Raw genomic sequence first — 23,207 nt, forward strand, 5'->3', positions numbered from 1 at the left:
GTTGTGTCCGGTTCAAGGAACGATCCGCCCCAGCCGGACGGCGGTCTGCCCGGATTTGGGCCGCCGCGCCGGCATGATCAGCACGCAGTCGTCGTAAGGCGTCACGATCGGGCGGCTGCCGTCATGGCCCAGAACCGTTCCGGCGCGGGGAATGATCTCCATCCCCACATAGGGCTGGTCGAAGAAGAATTCGTCGGTTTCCGCGGTCACCGCCTCGGTCACCTCGACGGTGCGCAGCGGATCGGGGTGGCGGCGGATGTGGCGATCGGCCAGCGACGGGTCGATCATCTCCTGGGCGAGCAGGAAGCGCATGGCGCTTTCCAGGGCGACCAGCGCCGTCTCATCCCGCCAGTGCTGACCGCATTCGACCAGGATGGCGGTGCGCCGCCCGTCCGCTTCGGCGAAATCCGCGTAGTCGATCACCCGCCGCCCCGCCGCGTGCCCCTCGTCGGCAACGATCCAGGCCGGGTGGCCGAGCCGGCGGGCCAGCGCGCGGGCGCGGTCGGTCCGCCCGCACAGAGTCAGCGGCGGGGTGTCCGCCGTCATGGAATGCAGGTCGAGGATGACGTCCGCGGCGTCGAACACCGGGCGGAGCTGCCGGGCGCGGCGCAACTCCGCGCTGTCGCGCGGGCCGTCCAGCACTTCCGGCGACCAGACGCGGTTCATGTCCTCGTCGACGAAGCGGGAGGCGTAGGGACGCTCGGCATCGAAGTTCTGATAGGCGGCGGTGTTGGCGAAGACCAGGGTCAGCCGCCCGCGGGTGGGCCGCAAGCCCATCCGGAACAGCCGGTCCATCGCCACCGCGCCGCTGATCTCGTTGCCGTGAATCAGCGAGACAATGACGGCGTGTGGGCCGGGGCGTCCGGACTCCAGCGTCGTGACATGGTCGATGCCGGTGTTTCCACGACGGTAGGGGCCGATGTCCGGCGGCGTCAATTCGATCGGTGGCAGGGATTCGGTCAAGCGGATCTCGCCTTTGCGGGTCTGGCCGGTGCCGGGCGCTTTCGCCGAACGGTCAGTATGGCGGAGAGTCCGGCGGTGCGCCAGTCCCGCCATGCCCGCTGCTCCATCATGTCCTTTGCCTTACCGGTGTATGACGGTTTTTGGTCGACGGGCACCCGGCCATCGTCTATACCCGAATCCATCCGCCGCAGCGCCCTGCTATGCCATCCGGGCAGGCACCCTGGCGCGTCGGAGCCGTTGGTACACCGGGGTCAGCCATGAGTTTCGTGATCGAGGACGTGCTCGTCCGCAACGATCCGATCGTCCCGCGCCTGCCGGTGTTCTTCGATTCACCGCACAGCGGCACCGTCTACCCGCGCGACTTCGCCTTCGTCTGCCCGCTGTCCACCCTGCGGCAGGCCGAGGACACCCATGTGGACGAGCTGTTCGCCCATGCGCCGGAGCATGGCGCGACGCTGCTCTGCGCCCTCTTCCCGCGCACCTACATCGACGCGAACCGGGCCATCGACGACATCGACCCGGCGCTTCTCGACGGGCGCTGGCCCGAACCGCTGCGCCCGACGGAGAAGAGCGCTGCCGGCATGGGGCTGATCCGCACACTGTGCCGTCCGGGAATGCCGCTCTACGACGGGCGGCTGTCGGTGGCCGAGGTGGCGGAGCGCATCGACCGCTACTACCGGCCCTATCATTTCCAGGTCGCCAGCGTGATGGACGATCTGGCTGATCGGTTCGGCGCCGTCTGGCACGTCGACTGCCATTCCATGCCCTCCGCGGTCGGGCCGGGGGCGGCGCACAAGCTGGGCATGGATTTCGTGCTGGGCGACCGCGACGGCACCAGCTGCGAGCCGGGTTTCACGGCACTGGTCGAGCGGGTGCTGACCGGGCTCGGCTACAAGGTCACGCGGAACCATCCCTTCAAGGGGGTGGAACTGGTGTCCCGCCATTCCAACCCGACGCGGGGCCGCCATTCCCTGCAGCTCGAAATCAACCGGCGGCTCTACATGAACGAGGAGACGCTGGAGCGGAACGAGGGCTTCGCCCGGCTCCAGGCCGATCTGACCACCTTGACCCGCCGCATCTGCGCCCATGCGCAGGCCAGCACCGCGCGCCGCGCCGCCGAGTAACGGCGGGGCCAAAGAGGCGGGGCAGGGGCGTTACGGCGAGAACTGCTCCTTCAGGATCCGCTCCTCGAAATTCAGCTCCGGGTCGAACAGCAGGGTCAGCGCGACGTCGCGCGCTTCCTCCACATCGACGCGGATGACCTCGCGCACCTCGGTCGAATCGGCCACGGCGCTGACCGGGCGCTTGACCTCCTCAAGGATGTCCACGGTGATCTTGGAACTGTGCGGCAGCAGCGCGCCGCGCCAGCGCCGCGGCCGGAAGGAGCTGATGGGAGTCAGCGCCAGCACCCCGGCGCCCAACGGGATGATCGGGCCGTGGGCCGACAGGTTGTAGGCGGTGCTGCCGGCGGGGGTGGCGACCAGCACGCCGTCGCAGATCAGCTCCGGCAGGCGGACGACGCCGTCCACGGTGATGCGCAGCTTCGAGGCCTGCCGCGTCTCGCGCAGCATCGACACCTCGTTGATGCCGAGCGCCTCGATCTGCTCGCCGTTGCAGCGGGTTGCCCTCATGCGCAAGGGGTGCAGCTTGACGCTCTGGGCGCTGGCCAGCCGTTCGGCCAGCTCGTCCTCGCGGAAGACGTTCAGCAGGAAGCCGACCGATCCCCGGTTCATGCCGTAGACCGGCGGCGGGTTCTGCCCGTCGCGCTTCAGCGCGCGGTGCAGCGTCTCCAGCAGGAAACCGTCGCCGCCCAGGGCCACGATGACGTCGGCGTCCTCCAGCGGCGCGTTGCCGTAGCGGTGGACCAGCCGGGTGCGCGCCCGCATCGCCTCTTCCGTGTTCGCCGCGCAGAAGGCGATGCGGAGGTCGGCGGGCTTGCGGGCCGAGGGATCGGGCGCCAGCGGGTCCAGGGTCGGATCGGCGGGCAGCTTGGCGGCGGTTTCGGTCATGTCACGGGGACCATAGCGCAGAGTGCCCGGTTGCAGAAGGCCGCTTCGGTCGACGGATGGGGCCGTCGCACGTCATGTTCCCTCTCCCCTCCGGGGAGAGGGTCAGGGTGAGGGGGATGAGCTTTTGCCGAACGCACCACCACGTGCAACCCCCTCACCCACCCCACGCCTGCGGCGTGGGTCCCCTCCCTCTCCCCAGAGGGGCGAGGGCGCTCGGCTGCGGGCGGATCATCCGCCGGTCACGCTCATGTGGCGGGGGACCGCCGGGCCCTGGTGGCGGCGGTCGATGATGAAGTCGTGGCCCTTGGGCTTGCGGGCGATGGCGTCGCGCACCGCCTGGACCAGCAGCCCGTCGTCGTCGCTGAGGCGCAGCGGGGTGCGCAGGTCGGCGGCGTCTTCCTGGCCCAGGCACATGTAGAGGGTGCCGGTGCAGGTCAGCCGCACGCGGTTGCAGCTTTCGCAGAAATTGTGGGTCAGCGGCGTGATGAAGCCGATGCGCCCGCCGGTCTCGGCCACCCGCACATAGCGGGCCGGGCCGCCGGTGCGGTAGTCGATCTCGTCCAGCGTCCAGCGCTTGGCCAGTTCCGCCCGCACGAGGCTGAGCGGCAGATACTGGTCGAGCCGTGCCTCGTCGCCGATCTCGCCCATCGGCATGACCTCGATGAAGGTCAGGTCGAAGCCCTGCTCGCCGCACCAGCCGACCAGCCGGTGGAACTCGTCGTCGTTCACGCCCTTCAGCGCGACCGTGTTGATCTTGACCTGGAGCCCCGCCTCCTTGGCGGCCTGGAGCCCGCCCAGCACCTTGTCCAGTCGGCCCCAGCGGGTGATCGCCTGGAACTTGTGGGGGTCGAGCGTGTCCAGCGACACGTTGATCCGGCGCACCCCGGCCTCCACCAGATCGCCGGCATACTTGAACAGCATGGTGCCGTTGGTGGTCAGCGTCAGCTCGTCCAGATCGCCGGCCTTCACATGGCGGCCCAGGCTGTGGATCAGCTCATGAATGCCCTTGCGGACCAGCGGCTCGCCGCCGGTCAGGCGCAGCTTGCGGGTGCCCAGCTTGACGAAGGCGGAACAGACGCGGTCGATCTCCTCCAGCGTCAGCACCTCCGCCTTGGGCAGGAAGCTCATGTCCTCCGCCATGCAGTAGACGCAGCGGAGGTCGCAGCGGTCGGTGACGGACACGCGCAGATAGCTGACGGTCCGCCCGAAAGGATCGACGAGCGGGGCGGCGGCGGTCGGCGGAACGGTCGTCATCGTCAGGCTTCTCCCCAAGGGGGTCCGTATCGTGCAGTCCGGGCGGCGATTATGACCCCGAACCCGATCCTGATATATAGGTCCGAGTTGCGGATTTTTCGCCACCTGGAATTTCAGGCGCAGGAGACCACGAAGCGCCGAGCCGGGACTTGACGGGAATCAAATCCCGGCACCGCGCGCCTTCCGGCGGCGTCGCTCAGTGGACGCTTCCGCCGTCCGGACCGCCGTCCTTGCCGTTTTGGGCCAGCTCCCGCTCGCGCAGATAGTCCTCGGTGGTGCGGGGCGCGCGCGGGGCGCCGAGCGCGAAGGGCGAGTCGCCCCGCTCGAACTGGTCCACGACACGGCAGTCGCCGCACATGCGCATGCGGTCGGCGGCCTCCGGCGTGGCGAACATGGCGTGCCGCCCGGCCAGCACCGCGACGATCTTGTCGATGGAGGACTTGGTGGCGAAGGGCTTGCCGCACTTGACGCAGCAGAAGGGCTCCTCCTCCTTGATCACCCTGGCGCCGCGGGCGCTGTCGCGGAAGTCGATCTCCGGGACCAGCGCGATGACCTTCTCCGGACAGGTGGTCTTGCACAGGCCGCACTGCACGCAGGCGTCCTGCGAGAAGGACAGCATCGGCTTGTCGGCGTTGTCGAGCAGCGCCCCGGTCGGGCAGGCGCCGACGCAGGACAGGCAGAGCGTGCAGCCCTCCGTCATCACCTGCACCCGCCCGAAGGGGGCGCCCGGCGGAAGCGGCAGCACCTCCACCGGTTCCGGTGCCACCTTGTGCAGGTGGCGCAGCGCCAGCATGGTCACGGTGCGCTTGCCGCCCATCGGCAGGAAGGTGCCGGGGGCGGGAGCGCCCTCGCGCGGCAGTTCCCACAGTTCCGCGGCCACCGCGTCGGGGTCCTGGGCGTCGATGATCGACACCCGGCCGGAGCCGTAGCCCAGACCGGCCATCGCCGTCTCGGCCAGACCGATCTGGCTGGCCAGCCCCGCCGTCTCGCCGGCGTTGCCCGGCCCGACCAGGACGCGCACCCGCGCGGCACCATAGGCGAGCGCCGCCGCGAACACGTCGAAGCCGAGCTGCGTCACCTCGTTCACCGCGAAGGGCAGGACCCGGGCCGGCAGGCCGCGCCCGTACCGCGCGATCAGCGAGATCATCTCGTCGCCGTGCCGCGGGTCGTGGACGAGCAGCACCGGCTCCGTCCCGCCGGCCTTGGCGTAGGAGGAGAGCAGCGTGCGCAGCCGCTCGTAGACGGTCTGGAGCGGCGGCAGGGCGTAGGTGCTGGCCCCCGTTGGGCAGACCGACGCGCAGGAGCCGCAGCCGGCGCAGATGTGCGGGTCGATCGCCACATGGTCGCCGTTCGGCGTGATGGCGCCGGTCGGGCAGACCTCCAGGCAGCGCGTGCAGCCGGTCTTGCGGCTGCGCGAATGGGCGCAGAGGTCGGCCTTGAAGTCGATGTAGCGCGGCTTCTCGAACTCGCCGACCATGTCGGCGGCCTCGAACACCGCCTTGGCGATGGCGGCCGGGCTGTCCGGGTCGGGGCGCAGGTAGCCGTCGCGCTTGCCGTGCGCCGGGAACAGCGGCGCGCCGCCGGTCAGGTCCACGATGACGTCGCAGCGCGAGGCGGCGCCGTGCCGCGGCGGCTCGAAGCCGAGGACGGCGCGCGAGGCCGGGATGGCCGGGGCGTAGTCGTCGACCACGATCTCGAAGTTGCCGAGCCAGCCCTTGGCGGTGCGGATGGTGCCCTTGAAGACCGGCACGTCCATGACGCGCGGCGGGGCGACGTCCTTCGGGGACTTCAGCAGAACGGTGACGTCCAGGCTGCCGGAGAGCTGCCGGGCCATCTCGATGGCGCGCTCGTCGGTGCCGTAGACCAGCGCGGTGCCTTCCGAGGCCAGGGTGATCGTGCCGGTCGGCGGGATGTCCATGGCCGCCTCGGCCAGCAGGGCGGCGATCTTCGGTCCCGCCAGCGCGCCCTCGTCCGACCAGCCGGCGCGCTCGCGGATGTTGGTGAAAGCGAGGGCGGCGTCCGGATTGTCCTGGGCCGCGATTTCCGCGAACAGCGGGGCCTCCTGGGTGCAGGCGACGAGCAGCGGAGCGCCCTCCGCCACGCGCGCCTCGAACCGGTCGAGCTGGGTGCGGCAGAGCTGGGTGGCGACGGACAAATCGCCCTCCGCCCCCGCCGCGGCCCCGCAGGCCCTGGCCAACGCCTTGCCGTCGAGCGCCATGCTGTGGGCGCAATCGCAGACGAGCACCGTCCGGCCGTTGATCTTCATCGCTTCCAACCCCTTGCCCTGAAAAGACCTGCCCTAAAGCCCTGTTGCACAAGCCCTGCTGCACACAGCGCGTTCCAGTTCTGTACATATCGGCTGGGTGGCGCGGTTGCGACAGCAAAATGCGTGCGGCAGGATGGTCGTCCCCCCTTCATCCGTCGGACTCGTTTCCCCATGACCAGCACCCCCAACGTCCGCGACGCCCGCATCGAGGATGTCCCCGCGTTCCAGTGGATCTACGAGCACCATGTCCGGCACGGTGTCGGCACCTTCGAGGAGGAGCCGCCCGACGTGGCGGAGCTGGAAGGGCGCTTCCGCGCCATCACCGGCGCCGGCCTGCCCTGGCTGGTCGCCGAGCGCGACGGCGTGGTCCTTGGTTACGCCTACGGCAGCGCCTACCATGTCCGCTCCGCCTACCGCTTCACCATCCAGGATTCTGTCTACATCGCGGAGGAGGCGCGCGGCCAGGGCCTCGGGCGCCTGCTGCTCCAGGCGCTGATCGACCGCTGCGTGGAGCAGGGCTACCGCCAGATGGTGGCGTTGGTCGGCGGGTCGGAGAACGCCGGGTCCATCGGGCTGCACGCCGCGCTGGGCTTCCGCACCTGCGGCGTGGTCGAGGCCGTGGGGCTGAAGTTCGGGCGTTGGCTGGACGTGGTGATGATGCAGAAGGACCTGGGGGCGGGGCGGTCGGACATTCCGCAAGGCGCGGGGCCGAGCCAGCCGGTGGCGGTGCGTTAAGGCGGATTGCAATCCGCTTTGGACCGCCGGCGAATGAGGCGATATGATTCTAAAGCGAACGGAAGTTCGCTTTAGACGCCGTCGCTCCACCGGTCCAGCGCCGCGAGCGCGGGCGGAACGGCGGCGTCCAGCGCACGGCACAGGGCGTCGGGATCGCCCTCGCCGGTTTCCAGCGCGACTTCGAGCGACCGTGCCGCGCTGCGCAGCGCCATGCAGCCGTAGATGCCGGCCACCCCGGCGATCTTGTGGGCCATGGCCCCGGCGGTCGCTCGGTCCCCGGCGTTCCAGGCCTGCTCCAGGGCGGCGTGGTAGCCGCGCAGCGTGACGAGGGTGTTGGTCACCAGGGTGGCGACCCGTTCCGCCGGCAGATGCTCGCGCATCTGGCGGATGGCGTCCTCATCGAACACGGGAAGGCCGGGTTCGTCGTCCGGCGGAGGGGGTATGCCCGCCAGCGCTGACGCGACGCCGGCGCCGGAGGGCCGATGGTCCAGAAGGGCGTCCAGCGCGGACAGGCTCAGCGGCTTTTCCAGGATGGCGTCGGCCCCCGCCGCCCGGCAGCGCTCCGCCGCGCCGGGCTCGGCGGAGGCGGTCAGCGCCACGATGCGCAGCCCTGCTGCCGCGCTTCCGGCGCCACGGGGCAGGGCGCGGATGCGGCGTGTCGCCTCGATCCCGTCCATGTCCGGCATCTGCACGTCCATCAGGACGAGGTCGTAGCGCTCCCGCTCCACCGCCGCCAGGGCGGCCCGGCCGTCGCCCACCACCGTCACCTCGTGGCCGGCGCGGCGGAGCAGCGCGGCCGCGGCCTGCTGGCTGACCGGCTCGTCCTCCGCCAACAGGACGCGCAGCGAGGGCCCCTCGTTCGTTGCGCCGGTCCGCTCCGTCTTGTCCGGATCGGGCGGCACGGTGCGCTGGGCGCGGCTCTGCGCGATGCCCAGGCCGACCGCGAAGACCGCCAACCCGGTGAGCAGCCCGACCCCGGCGGGGGCGGCGGCGGACAATTCGGCCCCCGACCGCGCGGTGTTCGGTGCGGCCAGCCCATCCCGCAGCCCGTCCCGCAGGGCCTGCGCGCCGCGGCCGGCCCGGTGGGCGAGGTCGCTGGCGGTGCTGCGCAGCAGCGTGGCGATCCCCGCCGCTTTGGCGGTCAGCGCCTCCTGCTCCTGCCGCAGGTCGAAGACGTTCTGCTCGTCCATTCCCAGCGCGACGAGCTGGCGCGCGGCGTCGGCGCGGCGGGGGCTGGCGGCGTCGATCGGCAGATCGTTCAGGGCGTCGAACAGCGCTCCCGTGGCCTTGCGGAATTCGGCCCGCGCCGAGGTGGCCGAGGCCGGCGCCGTCCCGGTGGCGAGCAGCCGGAGAGCCACCGCCTGCCGTGAGTCGTCGATCCGGCGCATGGTCTCGTCGCCCGGTGACGGCGTGCGCGGGGTGACGAGAGCCTCCGCCAGCGCCTCGCTGCGGCCCGCCACCTGTTCGGTGAGCTCTTGAAGGCTGCGCTGAGCGGCCAGACGGCGCTCCACCGTGGCGTTCAGCTCGTCCGCTTCCGCACGGATGGCCAAGGCGGCGAAGCGCAGGTCCGCGCGCCAATCCCGCGGCAGGCTCTCCAGTATGGCGGCGAGCCGGTGCGTCCTCTGGCGCAGCGCGTTGTGGGCGGTCAGCCGGCGCTGGGCGGTGCCCGCGGCTTCCAGCTCGGCCGCGTCGGCGGACAGCCCGGCGGCCAACTCCGCGATGCGCATGAGGTCGAGCGCCTCATCCAGGCTCCGGACGGCTTGGCCGCGGGCGCGGGCGTCCGTCTCGGCCAGGGCGAGCCATGTGGAGCCGCCGGCGCTGGCACCGGTCAGCAGCGCGGCCAGGGCCAGCGCGCCGACCCAGGATGCACCGACCCAGGGCGCGCGGAGCCGCGGTGCTCCAACCCAAGGAGCGCTCAGCCGCGGAATCCGGCGTTCGCGGCGTGTTTCCGCCGCTGTGGATGGGCTGGCATCCTGTGCGTGCATGTCCGCCCGACGGTTCCCGTTCCTGGCGGAGCTTACACCGGCTTGGCAAGGGTTTGCCATGGGACTTCGGTCATGCCCGACAATCACGCGTTGGAGAGTCAAACGGGGGCAATCACACCGGCGAGGTGGCCTGGGTCCAGGACGGGTCCTCGATCCGGTGCAGGCGCCCGGCCCCGGTCAGCGCGGCGCGCAGGGTCAGCGCCTTGCGCCGCGCCGGGGCGAGCCGGTGTTCCGGCGCCTCGCGCAGGATTTCCGCGCCGTAGGCGTCGGCCACCATCAGGCCGCAGTCGTCGGGAATCAGCTCCGGCGGGAAGGCGTCGTCCACGGCGAAGTAGAAGGCGTCGCACCAGTCCCGGTACTCCGGCCATTTCTGGTCGGAGCGGAAGTCGGCCACGCAGCTTTTCACCTCGACGATGACGACGGTGCCGGCGCCGTCCATCGCCAGGACGTCGGCGCGGCGCCCGCTGGCCAACCGGAACTCCGCCATGCTGACGAAGCCGCGCGCGGCCAGCGCCCGGCGCACCCCACGGAAGATCGGGACGGCACCGCCCGCCGGGAGCGGCGGCTCGTCGCCTTGCAACAGGATATCAGCCATCTGAAACGGAACAGTTCAAGAACGAAGCGGCACAATGACCCGGCTTCGCGGCTTTGCCAAGGGACTTCTGCCGAATCCGGGCCGCGCGAAAGAGGCAGGCGCGGGCGCTGGTTCAAGCCATGCCGAGGGGAGCGCCATGTGAGGCGGCGTGAGGCAGGCTGCGCCGCGGCGGGAACATCAGAATGGCGGTCGTGCCGGCGCCGGGCTCGCTGTACAGGTCCAGGCGTCCGCCGTGCATCTCCATCAGCCGCTTGACCACGGGCAGGCCGATGCCGGTCCCGGTGGTGCCGCGGGGAACGGTCATGTCGGCGCTGCCGAAGGGTTCCAGGACGCGGGCCATCTCGTCCTCGGCGATGCCGGCGCCGGTGTCGGCCACCATCAGCCCGATCCCGCCGTCCGGCATGGGGCTGGCCGACAGCATCACCTGCCCGCCCGACGGGGTGAACTTCACCGCGTTCGACAGCAGGTTGGTCAGCATCCGCTGAAGCGCCCGGGCGTCGCCGTAGAGCAGGGGCAGGTCGCCGGACAGATCCTCCCCGATGTCGACACCGCGGGCCGCGGCCTTGTCGCCCACCTGGGCCAGCGCCTGACGGGCGGCGTCGGCCACGTTGATGGCCTCCTCCTGCATTTCCGTCCGCGGGGCCTCGCTCTGCGACAGGTCGAGAATGCCGTCGATCAGCGACAGAAGATGCGTGCCGCTGGCGTGGATGTCCGCGGCGTAGCTGTGGTAGCGGGGAGAGCCGAGCGGGCCGAAGGTCTCGGCCAGCAGCACTTCGGAAAAGCCCAGCACCGCGTTCAGCGGGGTGCGCAGCTCGTGGCTCATATGCGCCAGGAATTCGGCCTTCGCCCGGTGCGCGCGGTCCGATTCCGGAACGGCGGGAACCTCGGGGCCGAGTTCCACGAGGGTTACGCAGACGCAGGGTGAGGCGATGCCGGCGTCGAACGGGGTCGCGGCGATCCGCCAGCGCGCGCCTCCGGGCGCCATCACCAGGCGGCGCACCGTCTGCTTCTCCGCCACGCAATCGGCCAGGCAGGCGAACAGACCGGCCTCTTCACCATCCTGGAGATCGTCCGCGCGCAGCCGGCGCCCGGCGAGGGGGTGCCCGAACAGCCGCTCCGCCGCGCGGTTGGCCGTGAGCCATTCGAAATCGCCGACAGCACCCGTGGCATCCCGCACCACGGCCAACACACCGACACCGTCGGCGAGGGCTGCCATCGCCGCACCCACCAACGCGTCGCCGGTCCATCCACCTGCCTCCGGCCCACCCCGGTCCGAAAGCGCAGGATACCCCGCGCCAGCCGGCGTTGCCGCCTCCGGTTGTCGGTCGCGGAAAGGGGTTTCGGTCACGGCATCCATTGATCGCATAGTCGAAAAGATTCGAGAAACATGCAACCAACAAATTGCGACAATCCATCGAGTTATTGCGTGGTTATGCCGTCAATTCAGTGTCTTTTCTTGACTTTTATATAAAAATGCGCGCAAATGTTCGGAAGGCCAGCGGCTTTGGGCGCCGTGCCGGAACGCCGCGCGGCCGGGGCATCCTGCAGCCCGATTATCCTGCAGGGGGTCGGACGAACGGCGGGCTTGATCCTTGGCGCCGCTTCCGTAGCCTGGATTGCTCGGGACCGCTTCCGGTCATCAGGAAACCGCGTGCAGGCAGGGGGGCGCCGCCCGTGACGAGCGAGGGAGCTTATCGGCAAGGCGCGGGACGGCGCGGCGCGGTCCTGGTCTTCGACGCCAACGACCGGCTGTCCGCCTGGAACGAGGAGGCGGAGGCTCTGCCCAGCGCCGCGCGCCTGCTGGTCCAGGGCGCCCTGCCGGAAACGCTGGCTCCTCTTTTCCGCGGCCTGCCCGCCGGCCACACCGTCACCGACTGGCCGCTCAGCGGCGGCGGGTTCGTCCGCCGCACCGCTGGCGAGGGCGCCGCCGACGAAGCGGCCGCCGGAAATGGACCCGCTGCGGGTGCCGACCTGTCGGGCCGCCTGTTCGCCGCGGCCAGCCACGACCTGCGCCAGCCGCTGGCCGCCCTGTCGCTGCTGCTTGGGGCGCTGGAAGGGCGCCTCGACGGGGCCGCGGGCGGCGGGAAGAGCGTCACCGGGCGGGGAAACGCCCCGGCCGACCCGGCGGCGCGCGATCTGCTGAGCGCCATGGGCAACGCGGTGCAGTCGCTGCGCGGCATGGTGGACGGGCATTTCGACCTCGTGCGGCTGGAGGCCGGACTGGTGCAGCCGGACATCGGCGCCCCCGTGGTCAACGGCATCCTGACGCGGGTGGCGCTGGACGCGGCCCCGCGCTTCGACGGGCGGGGGCTGCGCTTCTCGGTGCTGCCCTGCTCGGTGCGGATCGCCACCGACGCCTCGCTTCTGGAGCGCATTCTCCAGGGGTTCATCGCCAACACCCTGCGCCACACCGAGCGGGGCCGGGTCGTGCTCGGCTGCCGTCGCCAGGGGCCGGACCTGCGGGTCGAGCTGTGGTCCACCGGGCGCGGCCTGCTGCCCGAACAACTGCGCACCCTGCGGGAGGAGTTGCGGCGCCCGGACGGGGCGGGCGATCCGTCAGTGATCGACCTCGGGCTGCGGCTGGCCTGGGGGCTGGCGCGGCGGCTGGGGCACCGGCTGGAGGTGGACTCGGCGCCCGGCTGCGGCACGATGCTGGCGGTTCTGGTGCCGCGGGCCGCGGACGGCGCCGAGGAGCCGCCGGCGCTGGCCGAGCCTGCCGCACTCAACGCCACGGCGCCCGGCGAGGACGTCAGCCGCGCCCGCGTGCTGGTCATCGAGGACGACCCGATGGTGTTGGAGGCGCTGGGCGCGCTGCTCGGCCAATGGGGCTGCGCGGTGGTCGCCGCGGATTCGGTGGACGCCGCGCTGGAGCGGCTGGGTCCCGGCCCGCAGCCGCCCGACCTCGTCATCTCCGACCTGCGGCTTAAGGGGGCGATGAACGGGATCGTCGCCATCCGCCAGATCGGCAAGGCGCTCGACGCCACGCTGCCCGGCCTGATCCTGACCGGCGACACCGACCCGATGCGCCTGCGCGAGGCGCGGCTGTCCGGCTACCCGCTGCTTCACAAGCCGGTGGCGCCGATGGCCCTGCGGGGTGCCGTGGCGCGGCTTCTCGGCCGCGAGCGCCTGAAGTCCTGAAAACGTTTCGGGTCGCTGCCAGTGCTTGGGTGGGGCTTCCGTCCTGTATTGCAGAATTGACATCAAAGTGAGGGCGCAATCCCCGTGCAAATGACAATCAATAGTCGGCGCGCCCGGTGTTTTCGCTGGAACCGACTATCCATTTGGGAGGATAAGGGCTTTTCCATTATCGAGGCGCAGGACCGCTTGCTATAGTCGAACGATCCGACGATTTCGGTGAAAACGCCATTGGGAACGGGTGGGATGGCGCTGCTGGACAGAAGGAGGAGGGGCTCGTTTGCGGTTCCGGTGCTGGTCGCCGCGGGCCTGACGCTGACCTTTGGCGCCTTTTTCCAGATGCGCGCCGCCAACCGCGAGGCGGAGCGCGCGCAGCACGAGCGGCAGTTCGCCCAGTTCCATGACGCCCTGACGGAGCGGATCGGCAGCCACACGTTGCTGCTGCGGACTCTGGGCTCGGCCTTTTCGGATCCCCGTCCGGCCACCCGCGATGGTTTCGCGGCGGCGGTCCGGCCAATCATGCCGCTCTATCCCGGCTTGTGGTCGGTCGCCTGGGTAACCCGGGTGTCCTCGACGGAGGTGCCCGCGCTGGAGGCGGCGATGCGGGCCGCCGGTCGTCGGGACTTCACCGTCCGGAATGCGAATGGGACAGGCGACGGCACCCCCGGCCCGGCCCCGGCGGCTGGCCATGGGGATCTTTTCGTCAACACGCTGGTGGAGCCGGAGCGCGGAGAGGCCTTCGGGCAGGGGATCAACATCCTCTCCCTGCCCAACCGGGCGGAGGTGCTGGCGCGGGCCTGCGCGTCGGGCGACCTGACGGCGACGGAGGCCCTTCCGCCGCGTCCGCGGGGGGAGACCGGGCGCAGCATCGGCTTGTATCTTCCCGTCTACCGCTATCCCGTGGACGAGATGGACGGGGCCGACCGCTGCGCGGAGGTCGCCGGCTACGTCTCCTCGGTCTTCGGCATCACCCGTCTCTTGGAGGAGGCGGGCAACCGTGTGGACGGCCTGCATGGGGCCGTGCATCTGCTCGACGGGCCGGCGGGCGGCGGCGGGCGCGTCCTGGCGTCCCGCGACCTCACCGGCGCGTCCGAGAGCCGGGAGGGCGCTCCCTTCGGCGAGCTTCGCGAAGACGGAGACACGGTGCTCGAGCGCGATCTGGTGATCGGTGGCCGGCGCTGGACCCTGGCGCTGGCGATTCCGCCCGAACCGCGGCTGGCGCCGGAGGATTATCCGGCCTGGACCGTCCTGGTGATGGGGCTTCTGCTGACCGGCGCGCTGGCCGGCTACACCCGGCGCGAGGCGCAGGCCAAGCGCTTTCTGGTGACCGAGGCCCGCGCCCGCGCCGCCATGGCCCGCGCGCTGCGCGAAAGCGAGGAACGGTTCCGCATGGCGCTGCGCCATTCGCGGGTCGCCGTGTTCAGCCTGGACCGCAGCCTGCGCTACATGTGGATGTACAACCCGCAGACCGGGCGGGCGGCGGAGACCTTCATCGGGCGGACCAACGCCGACATCCACGCGCCGGACGACGCGGCGCGGCTGGACGCGGTGAAGAGGGCCGTTCTGGACTCCGGCACCGGGGCCCGGCAGGAGGTCCGCGTCGGCGCGGCGCCCGGCGCGGAGCAGGTGTTCGACCTGATCGTCGAACCGCTGCGGGACGAGGCCGGGGTGGTGTCGGGCGTGATCTGCGCCGCCATCGACATCTCCGACGGGGTGCGCATCCGCGAGGCGCTGGCCGAAGCCCATGCCGAGGCGGAGCGGGCCAACCGGGCCAAATCGCGCTTCCTCGCCGCGGCCAGCCACGACCTGCGCCAGCCCTTCCAGGCGATGAGCCTGTTCCACCACATCCTGTCCGCCCGCCTGTCCGACGCCAAGCAGATGGAGGTGGCCGACAAGCTGGGCGAGGCGATTGCCGCCGGCAACACGCTGTTGAACACGCTGCTCGACACCTCCGCGCTGGAGGCCGGCAACGTCAAGCCGCGCCCCACGGTCTTCCCGTTCCAGGACATCGCCGACCGGCTGAACCGCGAGTTCGCGGAGCAGGCGGCCAGCAAGGGCATGGTCCTGCGGATGGTGCCGACCTCGGCCTATGTGCTCAGCGATCCCGTGCTGCTGGAGCGCATGGTGCGCAACCTGCTGGTCAACGCGCTGCGCTACGCCGGGACCGGGACGATCCTGCTGGGCTGCCGGCACCGCGATGGGCATGCTCTGGTCGAGGTCTGGGACACCGGGCCGGGCATTCCCGCCGACCAGCTCAAGCTGATCTTCGACGATTTCTACCGCTGCGGCACCGACCAGCGGGACAGCGGGCGCGGGCTGGGGCTGGGGCTGTCGATCGTGCGGCGCACGGCGCAGATCCTGGGCCATCAGGTCGACGTGCGGTCGCGCGTGGGCAAGGGCACGGTCTTTTCGATTTCCGTGCTGATGATCGGCGACCGCCACAACCCGCTGCCCGAGGAACCCACCACGTCGGTGGCGAGCGCCTGAGCCTGTCCGGCTTCACCATCTTCGCCATACCATCTTCGCCATGCGTGCGGCGGGCGTGTGCACCGCAAAATCGGCAGGGATGGTCGGGCGCCTTCTTCGCCTTTTCACGAAAATCCCAACGATCCGTCAATCCTGCGTCTCCGCACGCAAGGTCTTGCCATGCTGCGCCTGCTCAGTGATACAATGCTGCGCGAGCGGTTTGCGGTGCTGGGAAGTAAACAGTTTCCGTCTTCCAACCGCTTGACATAGGTCATGGGGTGAGACCTTGGGCCGTCGTAAGACCGTGACGGAACGACATTTCCGCCGGTCGTCGAAGACGGTCGGCGTGGGGTGCGGTGGGGCGGCGGGACCGACGCGGCGACGGGGGGTGCGACATTGTTGCACCGCAACGGAACCGCGAAATGCGCCACCCTGTCACATCTCTTTCACGGTGCCGGGTTATTCAGGGCACCCCGAACCGGCCCTTGGCGGGCGGCCCTTCCCGGGCCAACCGATCCAGGGGTCCAACAAAAAGGCCGCGGACGACAGGGCGATCCGCAGGCCGGGAGGATTCGGCCCGGGGATCATGCGATTCCGAGCCGCTATCCGATTGAGGAGCTTCTCCAATGGACCGTGTTATTGCGCCCGCCACCCCCGACTTCGGCAAGAACGGCTCAGCCATGATCGAGAACGTCACCTTCGAGGAAATCCAGATCGGCCAGCAGGCGAGCCTGTCGCGGCGTCTGACCATGTCCGACATCGAGTTGTTCGCCACGGTGTCCGGCGACATCAACCCCGCGCACCTTGACGAGGAGTACGCGGCGGACAGCCAGTTCCACAAGGTGATCGGCCACGGCATGTGGTCGGGCTCGCTGATCTCCGCCGTTCTCGGCACGCTGCTGCCGGGGCCGGGCACGATCTACATGGGCCAGGACCTGCGCTTCAAGCGCCCGGTGGGCTTGGGCGACGTCATCACCGTGACGGTCACCGCCAAGGAGAAGCACGCCGAGAAGAACATCGTCGTCTTCGATTGCGTGGCGCGCAACCAGGACGGCAAGGAGGTCGTCTCCGGCCTCGCCGAGGTGATCGCGCCGACCCGCAAGGTCCGCCGCGCCGCGCACGAGCTGCCGCAGGTCCAGGTCATCCGCCACGATGGCCATGACGAGCTGCTGGGCAAGACGGAAACGCTGCCCCCGGTGCCGACCGCCGTCGTCCATCCCTGCGACGAAAGCTCGCTGAAGGGCGCGGTCGAGGCCGCCGAGGCCAACCTGATCGACCCGGTGCTGATCGGCCCGGCCTCCAAGATCAAGTCGGTCGCCGAGGCCCATGGGCTGGACATCAGCCGCTACCGCATCGTCGACGTGGCGCATTCCCACGCGTCGGCCGAGACCGGCGTCCGGCTGGCCCGCTCCGGCGAGTGCGAGGCGGTGATGAAGGGCAGCCTGCACACCGATGAGCTGATGGCCGAGGTCGTCCGCAAGGAGACCGGCCTGCGCACCGGCCGGCGGCTCAGCCACGTCTTCGTGATGAACGTGCCGACCTACCCGCGCACGCTTCTCATCACCGACGCGGCGATCAACATCTACCCGACGCTGGAAGACAAGGTCGACATCGTCCAGAACGCCATCGACCTCGCCAAGGTCCTGGGCGTCGAGACGCCGCGCGTCGCCATCCTGTCGGCGGTCGAGACGGTGAACCCGAAGATCGCCTCGACGCTGGAAGCCGCAGCGCTCTGCAAGATGGCCGACCGCGGCCAGATCAAGGGCGGCATCCTCGACGGCCCGCTGGCCTTCGACAACGCCATCAGCCTGGAGGCCGCCCGCACCAAGGGCATCGTGTCCGAGGTCGCCGGCCAGGCCGACGTCCTGCTGGTTCCGGACCTGGAGGCCGGCAACATGCTGGCCAAGCAGCTGTCCTTCCTGGCGAACTCCGACGCTGCCGGCATCGTGCTCGGCGCCCGTGTGCCGATCATCCTGACCAGCCGCGCCGATAACGTGCGCACCCGTCTGGCGTCCTGCGCCGTGGCCGTCCTGGCCGCCGCCGCCCGCCGCCGTGGCGCCGCCACCGCGGCCGAGTGAGAGGGGCGCCCGTCATGACCAGCCAGAACGCGGGTGGCGGCAACGCCATCCTGGTCATCAACGCCGGCTCCTCCAGCCTCAAATTTTCGGTCTTCCGGGAAAGCGGGGCGGGGGGGCTGCGGGTGACGATCAACGGCCAGATCTCCGGGATCGGCACCGAGCCGAAGTTCGAGGCCAAGGACGCTGCCAAAAATCCGCTGGCCGAGCGGGTCTGGGCGGCGGGCGAGCCGTCCGACCGCACCGCCCTGCTGGCCTTCCTGCTGGAATGGATCGAAGGGCGGCTGGACGGGGCGAAGCTGCTGGCCGCCGGCCACCGCGTCGTGCATGGCGGCACCCGCCACGCCGCCCCGGTGCTGCTGACCCCGGCGGTGATGGAGGAGCTTGAGAGCTTCATCCCGCTGGCCCCGCTGCACCAGCCGCACAACCTCGCCGCCATCCGCGCGCTGGCCGAGGCCCATCCGGAGCTGCCGCAGGTCGCCTGCTTCGACACCGCTTTCCACCGCGGCCAGCCCTGGCAGTCGCAGATGTTCGCCATCCCGCGGGAGCTGACGGACGAGGGGGTGCGCCGTTACGGCTTCCACGGCCTGTCCTACGAGTACATCGCCCGCCGCCTGCCGGAGCTGGCTCCGGAACTGGCGGACGGCCGGGTGGTGGTCGCTCATCTGGGCAGCGGGGCCAGCATGTGCGCCATCCATGCCGGGCGCAGCGTGGACAGCACCATGGGCTTCACGGCGCTGGACGGGCTGCCCATGGGCACCCGCTGCGGCAACATCGATCCCGGCGTGCTGATCTACCTGATGCGCCAGAAGGGCATGGGCGCCGACGCCATCGAGAAGCTGCTCTACAACAAGTCGGGCCTGCTCGGCGTGTCGGGCCTGTCCAACGACATGCGCGCCCTGCTCGACAGCGAGGACCCGCATGCCGAGGAGGCGGTGGAGCTGTTCTGCTTCCGCATCGCCAAGGAGACCGGCGCGCTCGCCGCGTCGATGGGCGGCATCGATGCGCTGGTCTTCACCGCCGGCATCGGCGAACGCTCGGCCCCGGTGCGGGCGCGGGTGGGCGACAAGCTGGCTTGGCTCGGCGTGATCCTCGACCCGGCGGCGAACGAGGCCAACGGTCCGTTGATCTCCGCCCCGAACAGCCGCATCCCCGTCTACGTCATCCCGACCGACGAGGAGCAGATGATCGCCCTGCACAGCCGCAAGGCGCTGGAGACCGCTTGACCGGCGGTCTGTCCGGTGCCGCCGCATGAAGGCTGAATGAAGAAGGCCCGCCGTCGTGACGGCGGGCCTTCCTTTTGCGGGGGAGAGCGGTCCGCGTTTACAGACCTTTCCAGAGCTTCAGATACTCGATCAACTTGCGCGTGTGAACCGGTGGCGGCTGGTGGAAGCGGGCAACCAGACCGGCCTGCTCGTCCATCTTCACGACGACGCCACGGCAGGCGAAATCCGAATGTTCCTCGCCGAGCCGGAAGAGGATGCGGAAGTCGAACTGCTGCTTGGCGATCAAGTCCCCGTCATAGGGGCGGATGCGGAAAGACCCGAGGACGAATTCCTCCGGCACATATTCGTGGCTGTCGATCCGGATGGTCGGGGGATCGGCGGGGCGTTCCTTGGCGTTGGACGCGGAAGCCGCGGTGGATTTGCCCCGTCCGCTCAATTTCGACAACCACGACATGGCGGCCCAGGCCCTTTCCAGACGACATCGTGACAGAACTGCAATTGTCCGGAGTTTCGGACCTATTTCCTTTAATAATGGTTAAGCTTGATCCGCCAGCGAAAATGCTCTGATTTTCCATGCCAGAACCACCGCCGTCGGGCAATGGTGAGTGGTTTTGTCGCATGTTGCGCCGTCATGGCAACCATGACGTTGTTTTGCGGTGGCTTTGCTCGTCAAGTGATGAGAAAGTGATTACCTTTTTCAACACTTGATAAATAGGTCTGTGAACAGATTTCGCCCGTTTCGGCATTTCGCAGATGCGGCGTTCTTTTCGCATCCGCAAATGAACGGCGAAAGGAGGCGCAAGCCGACGACGAGGCGCGGGCGCGGCGGTCAAACCAATGAAAACAGCCGCCGTGGTCTTCCAAAACATCCGCACTTGGAGGAGGAAAGCCATGATGCATCGCAACATCGGAGATCTTTTGAACCGCCGCCGCGTGGTCAGCCTTCCGGCGGGGGCGTCGGTGCGGGATGCCGCGCGGCAGATGAAGGCCGCCCATGTGGCGTCCATCGTCGTCACCGCCTCCATCAACGAACAGATCGAAGGCATCTTCACCGAGCGCGATCTGACCGACCGCGTGGTGGCCGACGGGCTGGACCCGGATCAGACCCGGCTGTCGGAGGTGATGACCCCGTGCCCGGTCACCGCGGCCCACGACATCACGGTGGGCGAGGCGTTGCGCCGGATGGCCGACCATGGCCTGCGGCATCTGCCCGTCGTCCGCGACGGCCGCGTCGTCGGCGTCGTGTCCATGCGCGACTTCATGGGCGAGGAGCTGATGCTGATCGAGCATGAGCGGGAGATGATGGACAGCCTGACCGAAGTCATGATGTGACCGCGCCCCAAGCCTCCCACGCACTCCGGGCTGCGCGGGAGGCTTCGGCGGTCGCGCCTCTTACCCCAGCTTCTTGAGAGCGGTCTCGACCTTGTCGATCTTGGTCTCGGCCTTGGTCAGGGCGGCGTGCGATTCCTTCAGCCCGTCCAGGGACACCTTCGCCTCGGCGAGCAGCGGGCCGAAGTCGGGGTCCTTGTCGGAAACCATGGCCGGGAAGGACTTGCGGGTGCCGGTGATCTCGTTGGCGGCGGCGAGGATCTCCTTCTTCGCCTGGGCGGCCTGCTGGCGCACCTGGGTGATGTAGAAGGTGGCCGTCTTGATCGAGGCCGCCCGCTTGTCGTCATCCGCCTCTTCGGCGACCATCTGCTCCTGCTGCGCACGGTCGGCCTGCCCACCGACGTCGCGGGCGATGTTGTCGTAGAAGGAGTCGGCGTCCTGCGCCCGCTTGGCCAGCTTACGGCAGCTCGCCAGATAGGTGGCGCGCAGGTCCAGGGCGCCCTTCAGCGCCTGGGCGGCCTCCTTGACGATGCCGGCGGCCTCGGTGGCGGCTTCGGCGGTGTCGTCCTTCAGCTGGTCCAGCTTCATGACGATGGCGTCGGCGCGGTCGAAGGCCCCCTGGGCCGGGTCGCGCCCGCCATATTGCTTGGGGTCGAGCTTCATCTTGGCGACGGCGGCCTTGGCTTGGCTGAACAGCTTGGCGGCCTGGACGGCGGTCGCGGCGACCTTCTTGGCCTGGGCGTCCACCGTCTTGGCGGCGGCCTGGACCGCGGCGGCCTGGGCCTTCGCCTCCTTGGCGTTGCCGGCCCCCTGCGCCTCCAGCACGTTGCGCAGCGCGAGGTCGGCGTTGGCGGCGGCCTGGTCGAGCAGCTTGATGTCGGCGTTGGTGGCCTTCAGCAGCCCGTCGATCTGCACCGCGACCTTGTCGGCGATGGCGCGGGCGGCCTTGCCTTGCTCCTCGGCCTCCTTGGCCTTCTCCGCCTCGGCGTCCTCGCGCATCTCGGCGATGCGCTCGTTGACGGCCACGCCGGCGCGGCGGCCGATGTCGTCCAGCGCCTGTCCGAGCTTCTTCAGCTCCGCCGCGATGGTCGCGACGCCCTCGGTCTTGGCCGACTTCTCCAGCGTCGTCTGATAGGCGGTGGCGCTCTTCACATAGTCGAGCAGCGCTTTTTCCAGCGCCTTGGCGTCGCTCTTGCCCAGGGCGCTGTCGAGCGCCTTGGTCACGTCCTCCAGCCCGGACTTGTGGAAGACGCCCATGAACTTGGCGCTCGGCTTCTTCTTGCCGGTGGCGGTTTCAAAAGCCGTCTTGGCGGATTTCCAGTCGCTCGCAAATCCCATGGCGTTCCTCCCCGGATTGGACCGCGGCACGATGGAACGGACGGGCTGGACCGACAATCCGGGATGGGTCCATTGCGGATGGGTTCAGGGAACGCTTCATGGGGGTGATTCACAGGGCGCGGGCCGGGGCGTAGACTGCAGCGGCCCGTCCCCGGAACCTCCTGGCGTGAGCAAGGCGATGCCACTGCCCTCCATCCACGACTTCACCGCCGAAGCCGCCGATCCCGCCCATTACGCGGCGCTGGACGGCGACTGGTCGCTGGCCGTCGCCGACGTGGTGGCGAGCACCCGTCTGGCCGCGGAGGGGCGGCACCGCGACGTGAATTTCGTCGCCGCCGCGGTGGTCGCCGTCCTGTCCGAGGCGGTGCGGGAGCCGGAGCAGCCCGCCGCCTGCCAGTTCGGCGGGGACGGCGCCATCGCCGCGGTTCCGCCGGGCCGCCGGGCGGCGGCGGAGCAGGCGCTGGCGGCGCTCGCCCATTGGGCGGCGACAGAGATGGACGTGCCTCTGCGCGTCGGCCTCGTGCCGGTGCGGGCGCTTCTCGACGAGGGGCTGGAGGTGCTGGTCGCCCTGCAGGATTTCGGCAACGGCGACGCCTTCGGCCTGTTCCTCGGGCGCGGGGTCACGGCGGCGGACGCCTGGGTGAAGGCCGATCCGCGCTGGCGGCTGGAGCCGCGACCCGGCCCGCTGACCGGGCTAGAGGGCGTGTCTTGCCGCTGGAACCCGGTGAACAGCGGGCGCGGCGTGATCCTGTGCGTGATCGTCGACCCGTTGCCCGGTGGCGGTCCGGGGCTGCCGGTGCTGGCCCAGGTTCAGGCCGACATCGAGCGGATCGTGCCGACCGCCACGGCGGCGCCGCTCGGCATGGGCGAACGGCTGGCAGTGCACTGGCCGCCCTCCTGGCGGTCGCTGTGGCTGGAGGCGCGCACACGGCCGCGCGGGCGGCGGCTGGCCTGCGTCCTGTCGCTTCTCGGGAAATCCGCGCTGCTCGCCGCGATCCTGGGCGGCGGGTGGCGGGTGGCCGGCTTCGATCCGGACCGCTACCGCCGCGGCATGGCCGAACGGTCGGACTTCCGCAAGTCGGCGGGCGGGCCGCGCCTCGTCCTCGATGTGACGGAGACGGAGGCCGCCGCCATCGAAGCCATGCTGGCCGGCCACGCGGCGGCTGGGCGCATCCGCTACGGCACCGCGCGGGCGGCGGCTTCCACGGTGACCTGCTTGGTCGGCGACCTCGCCGCCGACCGGCACGTCCATTTCGTGGATGGGGCGGACCTCGGCTTCTGGCGGGCCTCGGTCATGCTGAAGGGCATGGCGGAGCGGGAGCTGTCCGCTCAGTAGGCCCCGCGGCCGAGCAGACGGCGGCGGGATTCCGCCTCGTCCACAGTCACGATCTCGGTGCCGACCGGCCACAGGGCCAGCAGGGCGAGCTTCAGATGCGCCCAGGCGAAGGGCAGGCCGATGATGGTGATGGCGAGGCCGACCGCGGCCACCAGATGGCCGAGCGCCAGCCACCAGCCGGCCAGCACGAACCACAGGATGTTGCCCAGCGTGCCGAGCAGGCCGGTGCCGATGTCCTCGCGGCCACGGAACTCATCCCGGCGGACGGCGGTTTGTCCAAAGGGCAACAGGGTGTACCAGGCGATCGTGAAGGCCGACCGCGCCCACGGAATGCCGACGATGGTGATGACCATCAGGACGGCCGCAAGGAGCCATCCTGCGGCCATCCAGATGCCGCCGGTCACCACCCACAGGATGTTGAGAAGAAGGCTGAGGAAGGGCATCGGGTGTTTCTCCTTTTGCCCGCACATGTGGGGATGGAGGATGGCTTCGCCC

General features: G+C 70.0%; 19 protein-coding genes. 8 read left to right on the top strand and 11 right to left on the bottom strand.

Annotated elements, in window-relative coordinates; genetic code table 11:
- Positions 1-12 precede the first annotated feature (12 nt).
- Positions 13-1,056 (bottom strand): M14 family metallopeptidase, encoded by a 1,044-nt coding sequence (locus Sp245p_RS04650; RefSeq protein WP_014241278.1) that lies wholly within the window; start codon positions 1,054-1,056, stop codon positions 13-15.
- Positions 1,057-1,220: 164 nt separating this feature from the next.
- Here Sp245p_RS04650 and Sp245p_RS04655 point away from each other — a divergent pair, with 164 nt between their 5' ends.
- Positions 1,221-2,087, top strand: a complete 867-nt coding sequence (locus Sp245p_RS04655; protein WP_014241276.1) for an N-formylglutamate amidohydrolase — start codon at positions 1,221-1,223, stop codon at positions 2,085-2,087.
- Between the two features lie 30 nt (positions 2,088-2,117).
- Here Sp245p_RS04655 and Sp245p_RS04660 read toward each other — a convergent pair whose 3' ends face one another.
- The 3 genes from Sp245p_RS04660 to Sp245p_RS04670 form a co-directional block, all read right to left on the bottom strand.
- A complete protein-coding gene (locus Sp245p_RS04660) occupies positions 2,118-2,972 on the bottom strand; it encodes an NAD kinase (protein WP_014241275.1) in 855 nt (284 codons plus the stop codon).
- Between the two features lie 228 nt (positions 2,973-3,200).
- Entirely contained in the window at positions 3,201-4,226 is a 1,026-nt protein-coding gene (gene moaA / locus Sp245p_RS04665; RefSeq protein WP_014241273.1) for a GTP 3',8-cyclase MoaA, read from the bottom strand.
- 196 nt (positions 4,227-4,422) lie between these two features.
- Positions 4,423-6,492, bottom strand: coding sequence for a 4Fe-4S binding protein (locus Sp245p_RS04670; RefSeq protein ID WP_109138386.1), 2,070 nt, complete (start codon positions 6,490-6,492; stop codon positions 4,423-4,425).
- Between the two features lie 171 nt (positions 6,493-6,663).
- Here Sp245p_RS04670 and Sp245p_RS04675 point away from each other — a divergent pair, with 171 nt between their 5' ends.
- Positions 6,664-7,227: a GNAT family N-acetyltransferase gene (locus Sp245p_RS04675; protein ID WP_014241272.1), complete on the top strand. Its 564-nt coding sequence runs from the start codon at positions 6,664-6,666 to the stop codon at positions 7,225-7,227.
- A 71-nt stretch (positions 7,228-7,298) separates the two neighbouring features.
- Here Sp245p_RS04675 and Sp245p_RS04680 read toward each other — a convergent pair whose 3' ends face one another.
- From Sp245p_RS04680 to Sp245p_RS04690, 3 genes are all read right to left on the bottom strand, one after another.
- Positions 7,299-9,212, bottom strand: coding sequence for a response regulator (locus Sp245p_RS04680; protein WP_014241271.1), 1,914 nt, complete (start codon positions 9,210-9,212; stop codon positions 7,299-7,301).
- 112 nt (positions 9,213-9,324) lie between these two features.
- Positions 9,325-9,807 carry an MmcB family DNA repair protein gene (locus Sp245p_RS04685; protein WP_014241270.1) on the bottom strand — a complete coding sequence of 161 codons (483 nt, stop codon included), beginning with the start codon at positions 9,805-9,807 and terminating at the stop codon, positions 9,325-9,327.
- A 112-nt stretch (positions 9,808-9,919) separates the two neighbouring features.
- Entirely contained in the window at positions 9,920-11,023 is a 1,104-nt protein-coding gene (locus tag Sp245p_RS04690) for a sensor histidine kinase (protein WP_052584294.1), read from the bottom strand.
- A 458-nt stretch (positions 11,024-11,481) separates the two neighbouring features.
- Between Sp245p_RS04690 and Sp245p_RS04695 the strand changes: the two genes are divergently transcribed.
- The 4 genes from Sp245p_RS04695 to Sp245p_RS04710 all read left to right on the top strand — a co-directional run bounded on the left by Sp245p_RS04695 (position 11,482) and on the right by Sp245p_RS04710 (position 18,709).
- Positions 11,482-12,945 (top strand): hybrid sensor histidine kinase/response regulator, encoded by a 1,464-nt coding sequence (locus Sp245p_RS04695; RefSeq protein ID WP_014241266.1) that lies wholly within the window; start codon positions 11,482-11,484, stop codon positions 12,943-12,945.
- Positions 12,946-13,188: 243 nt separating this feature from the next.
- Positions 13,189-15,429, top strand: a complete 2,241-nt coding sequence (locus Sp245p_RS04700) for a sensor histidine kinase (RefSeq protein ID WP_088123923.1) — start codon at positions 13,189-13,191, stop codon at positions 15,427-15,429.
- Positions 15,430-16,088: 659 nt separating this feature from the next.
- Positions 16,089-17,486, top strand: coding sequence for a bifunctional enoyl-CoA hydratase/phosphate acetyltransferase (locus Sp245p_RS04705; protein ID WP_014241262.1), 1,398 nt, complete (start codon positions 16,089-16,091; stop codon positions 17,484-17,486).
- A gap of 14 nt (positions 17,487-17,500) precedes the next feature.
- Entirely contained in the window at positions 17,501-18,709 is a 1,209-nt protein-coding gene (locus tag Sp245p_RS04710; protein ID WP_014241261.1) for an acetate/propionate family kinase, read from the top strand.
- A 97-nt stretch (positions 18,710-18,806) separates the two neighbouring features.
- Here Sp245p_RS04710 and Sp245p_RS04715 read toward each other — a convergent pair whose 3' ends face one another.
- Both Sp245p_RS04715 and Sp245p_RS34805 read right to left on the bottom strand, forming a co-directional pair.
- Positions 18,807-19,163, bottom strand: coding sequence for a hypothetical protein (locus Sp245p_RS04715; RefSeq protein ID WP_014241260.1), 357 nt, complete (start codon positions 19,161-19,163; stop codon positions 18,807-18,809).
- Between the two features lie 175 nt (positions 19,164-19,338).
- Entirely contained in the window at positions 19,339-19,602 is a 264-nt protein-coding gene (locus tag Sp245p_RS34805; protein ID WP_158310403.1) for a hypothetical protein, read from the bottom strand.
- Between Sp245p_RS34805 and Sp245p_RS04720 the strand changes: the two genes are divergently transcribed.
- Entirely contained in the window at positions 19,601-20,041 is a 441-nt protein-coding gene (locus Sp245p_RS04720) for a CBS domain-containing protein (protein WP_014241257.1), read from the top strand. The genes Sp245p_RS34805 and Sp245p_RS04720 overlap by 2 nt on opposite strands.
- A gap of 60 nt (positions 20,042-20,101) precedes the next feature.
- Here Sp245p_RS04720 and Sp245p_RS04725 read toward each other — a convergent pair whose 3' ends face one another.
- Positions 20,102-21,376, bottom strand: coding sequence for a hypothetical protein (locus tag Sp245p_RS04725; protein WP_014241256.1), 1,275 nt, complete (start codon positions 21,374-21,376; stop codon positions 20,102-20,104).
- A gap of 166 nt (positions 21,377-21,542) precedes the next feature.
- Between Sp245p_RS04725 and Sp245p_RS04730 the strand changes: the two genes are divergently transcribed.
- On the top strand, positions 21,543-22,712 hold the full coding sequence (locus Sp245p_RS04730; protein ID WP_246119769.1) for a DUF3095 family protein: 1,170 nt from the start codon (positions 21,543-21,545) through the stop codon (positions 22,710-22,712).
- Here the strand turns inward: Sp245p_RS04730 and Sp245p_RS04735 are convergent.
- A complete protein-coding gene (locus tag Sp245p_RS04735; protein ID WP_014241253.1) occupies positions 22,706-23,155 on the bottom strand; it encodes a YccF domain-containing protein in 450 nt (149 codons plus the stop codon). The genes Sp245p_RS04730 and Sp245p_RS04735 overlap by 7 nt on opposite strands.
- Positions 23,156-23,207: the final 52 nt, after the last annotated feature.

The organism is Azospirillum baldaniorum (genome assembly GCF_003119195.2).
GTDB lineage: Bacteria > Pseudomonadota > Alphaproteobacteria > Azospirillales > Azospirillaceae > Azospirillum > Azospirillum baldaniorum.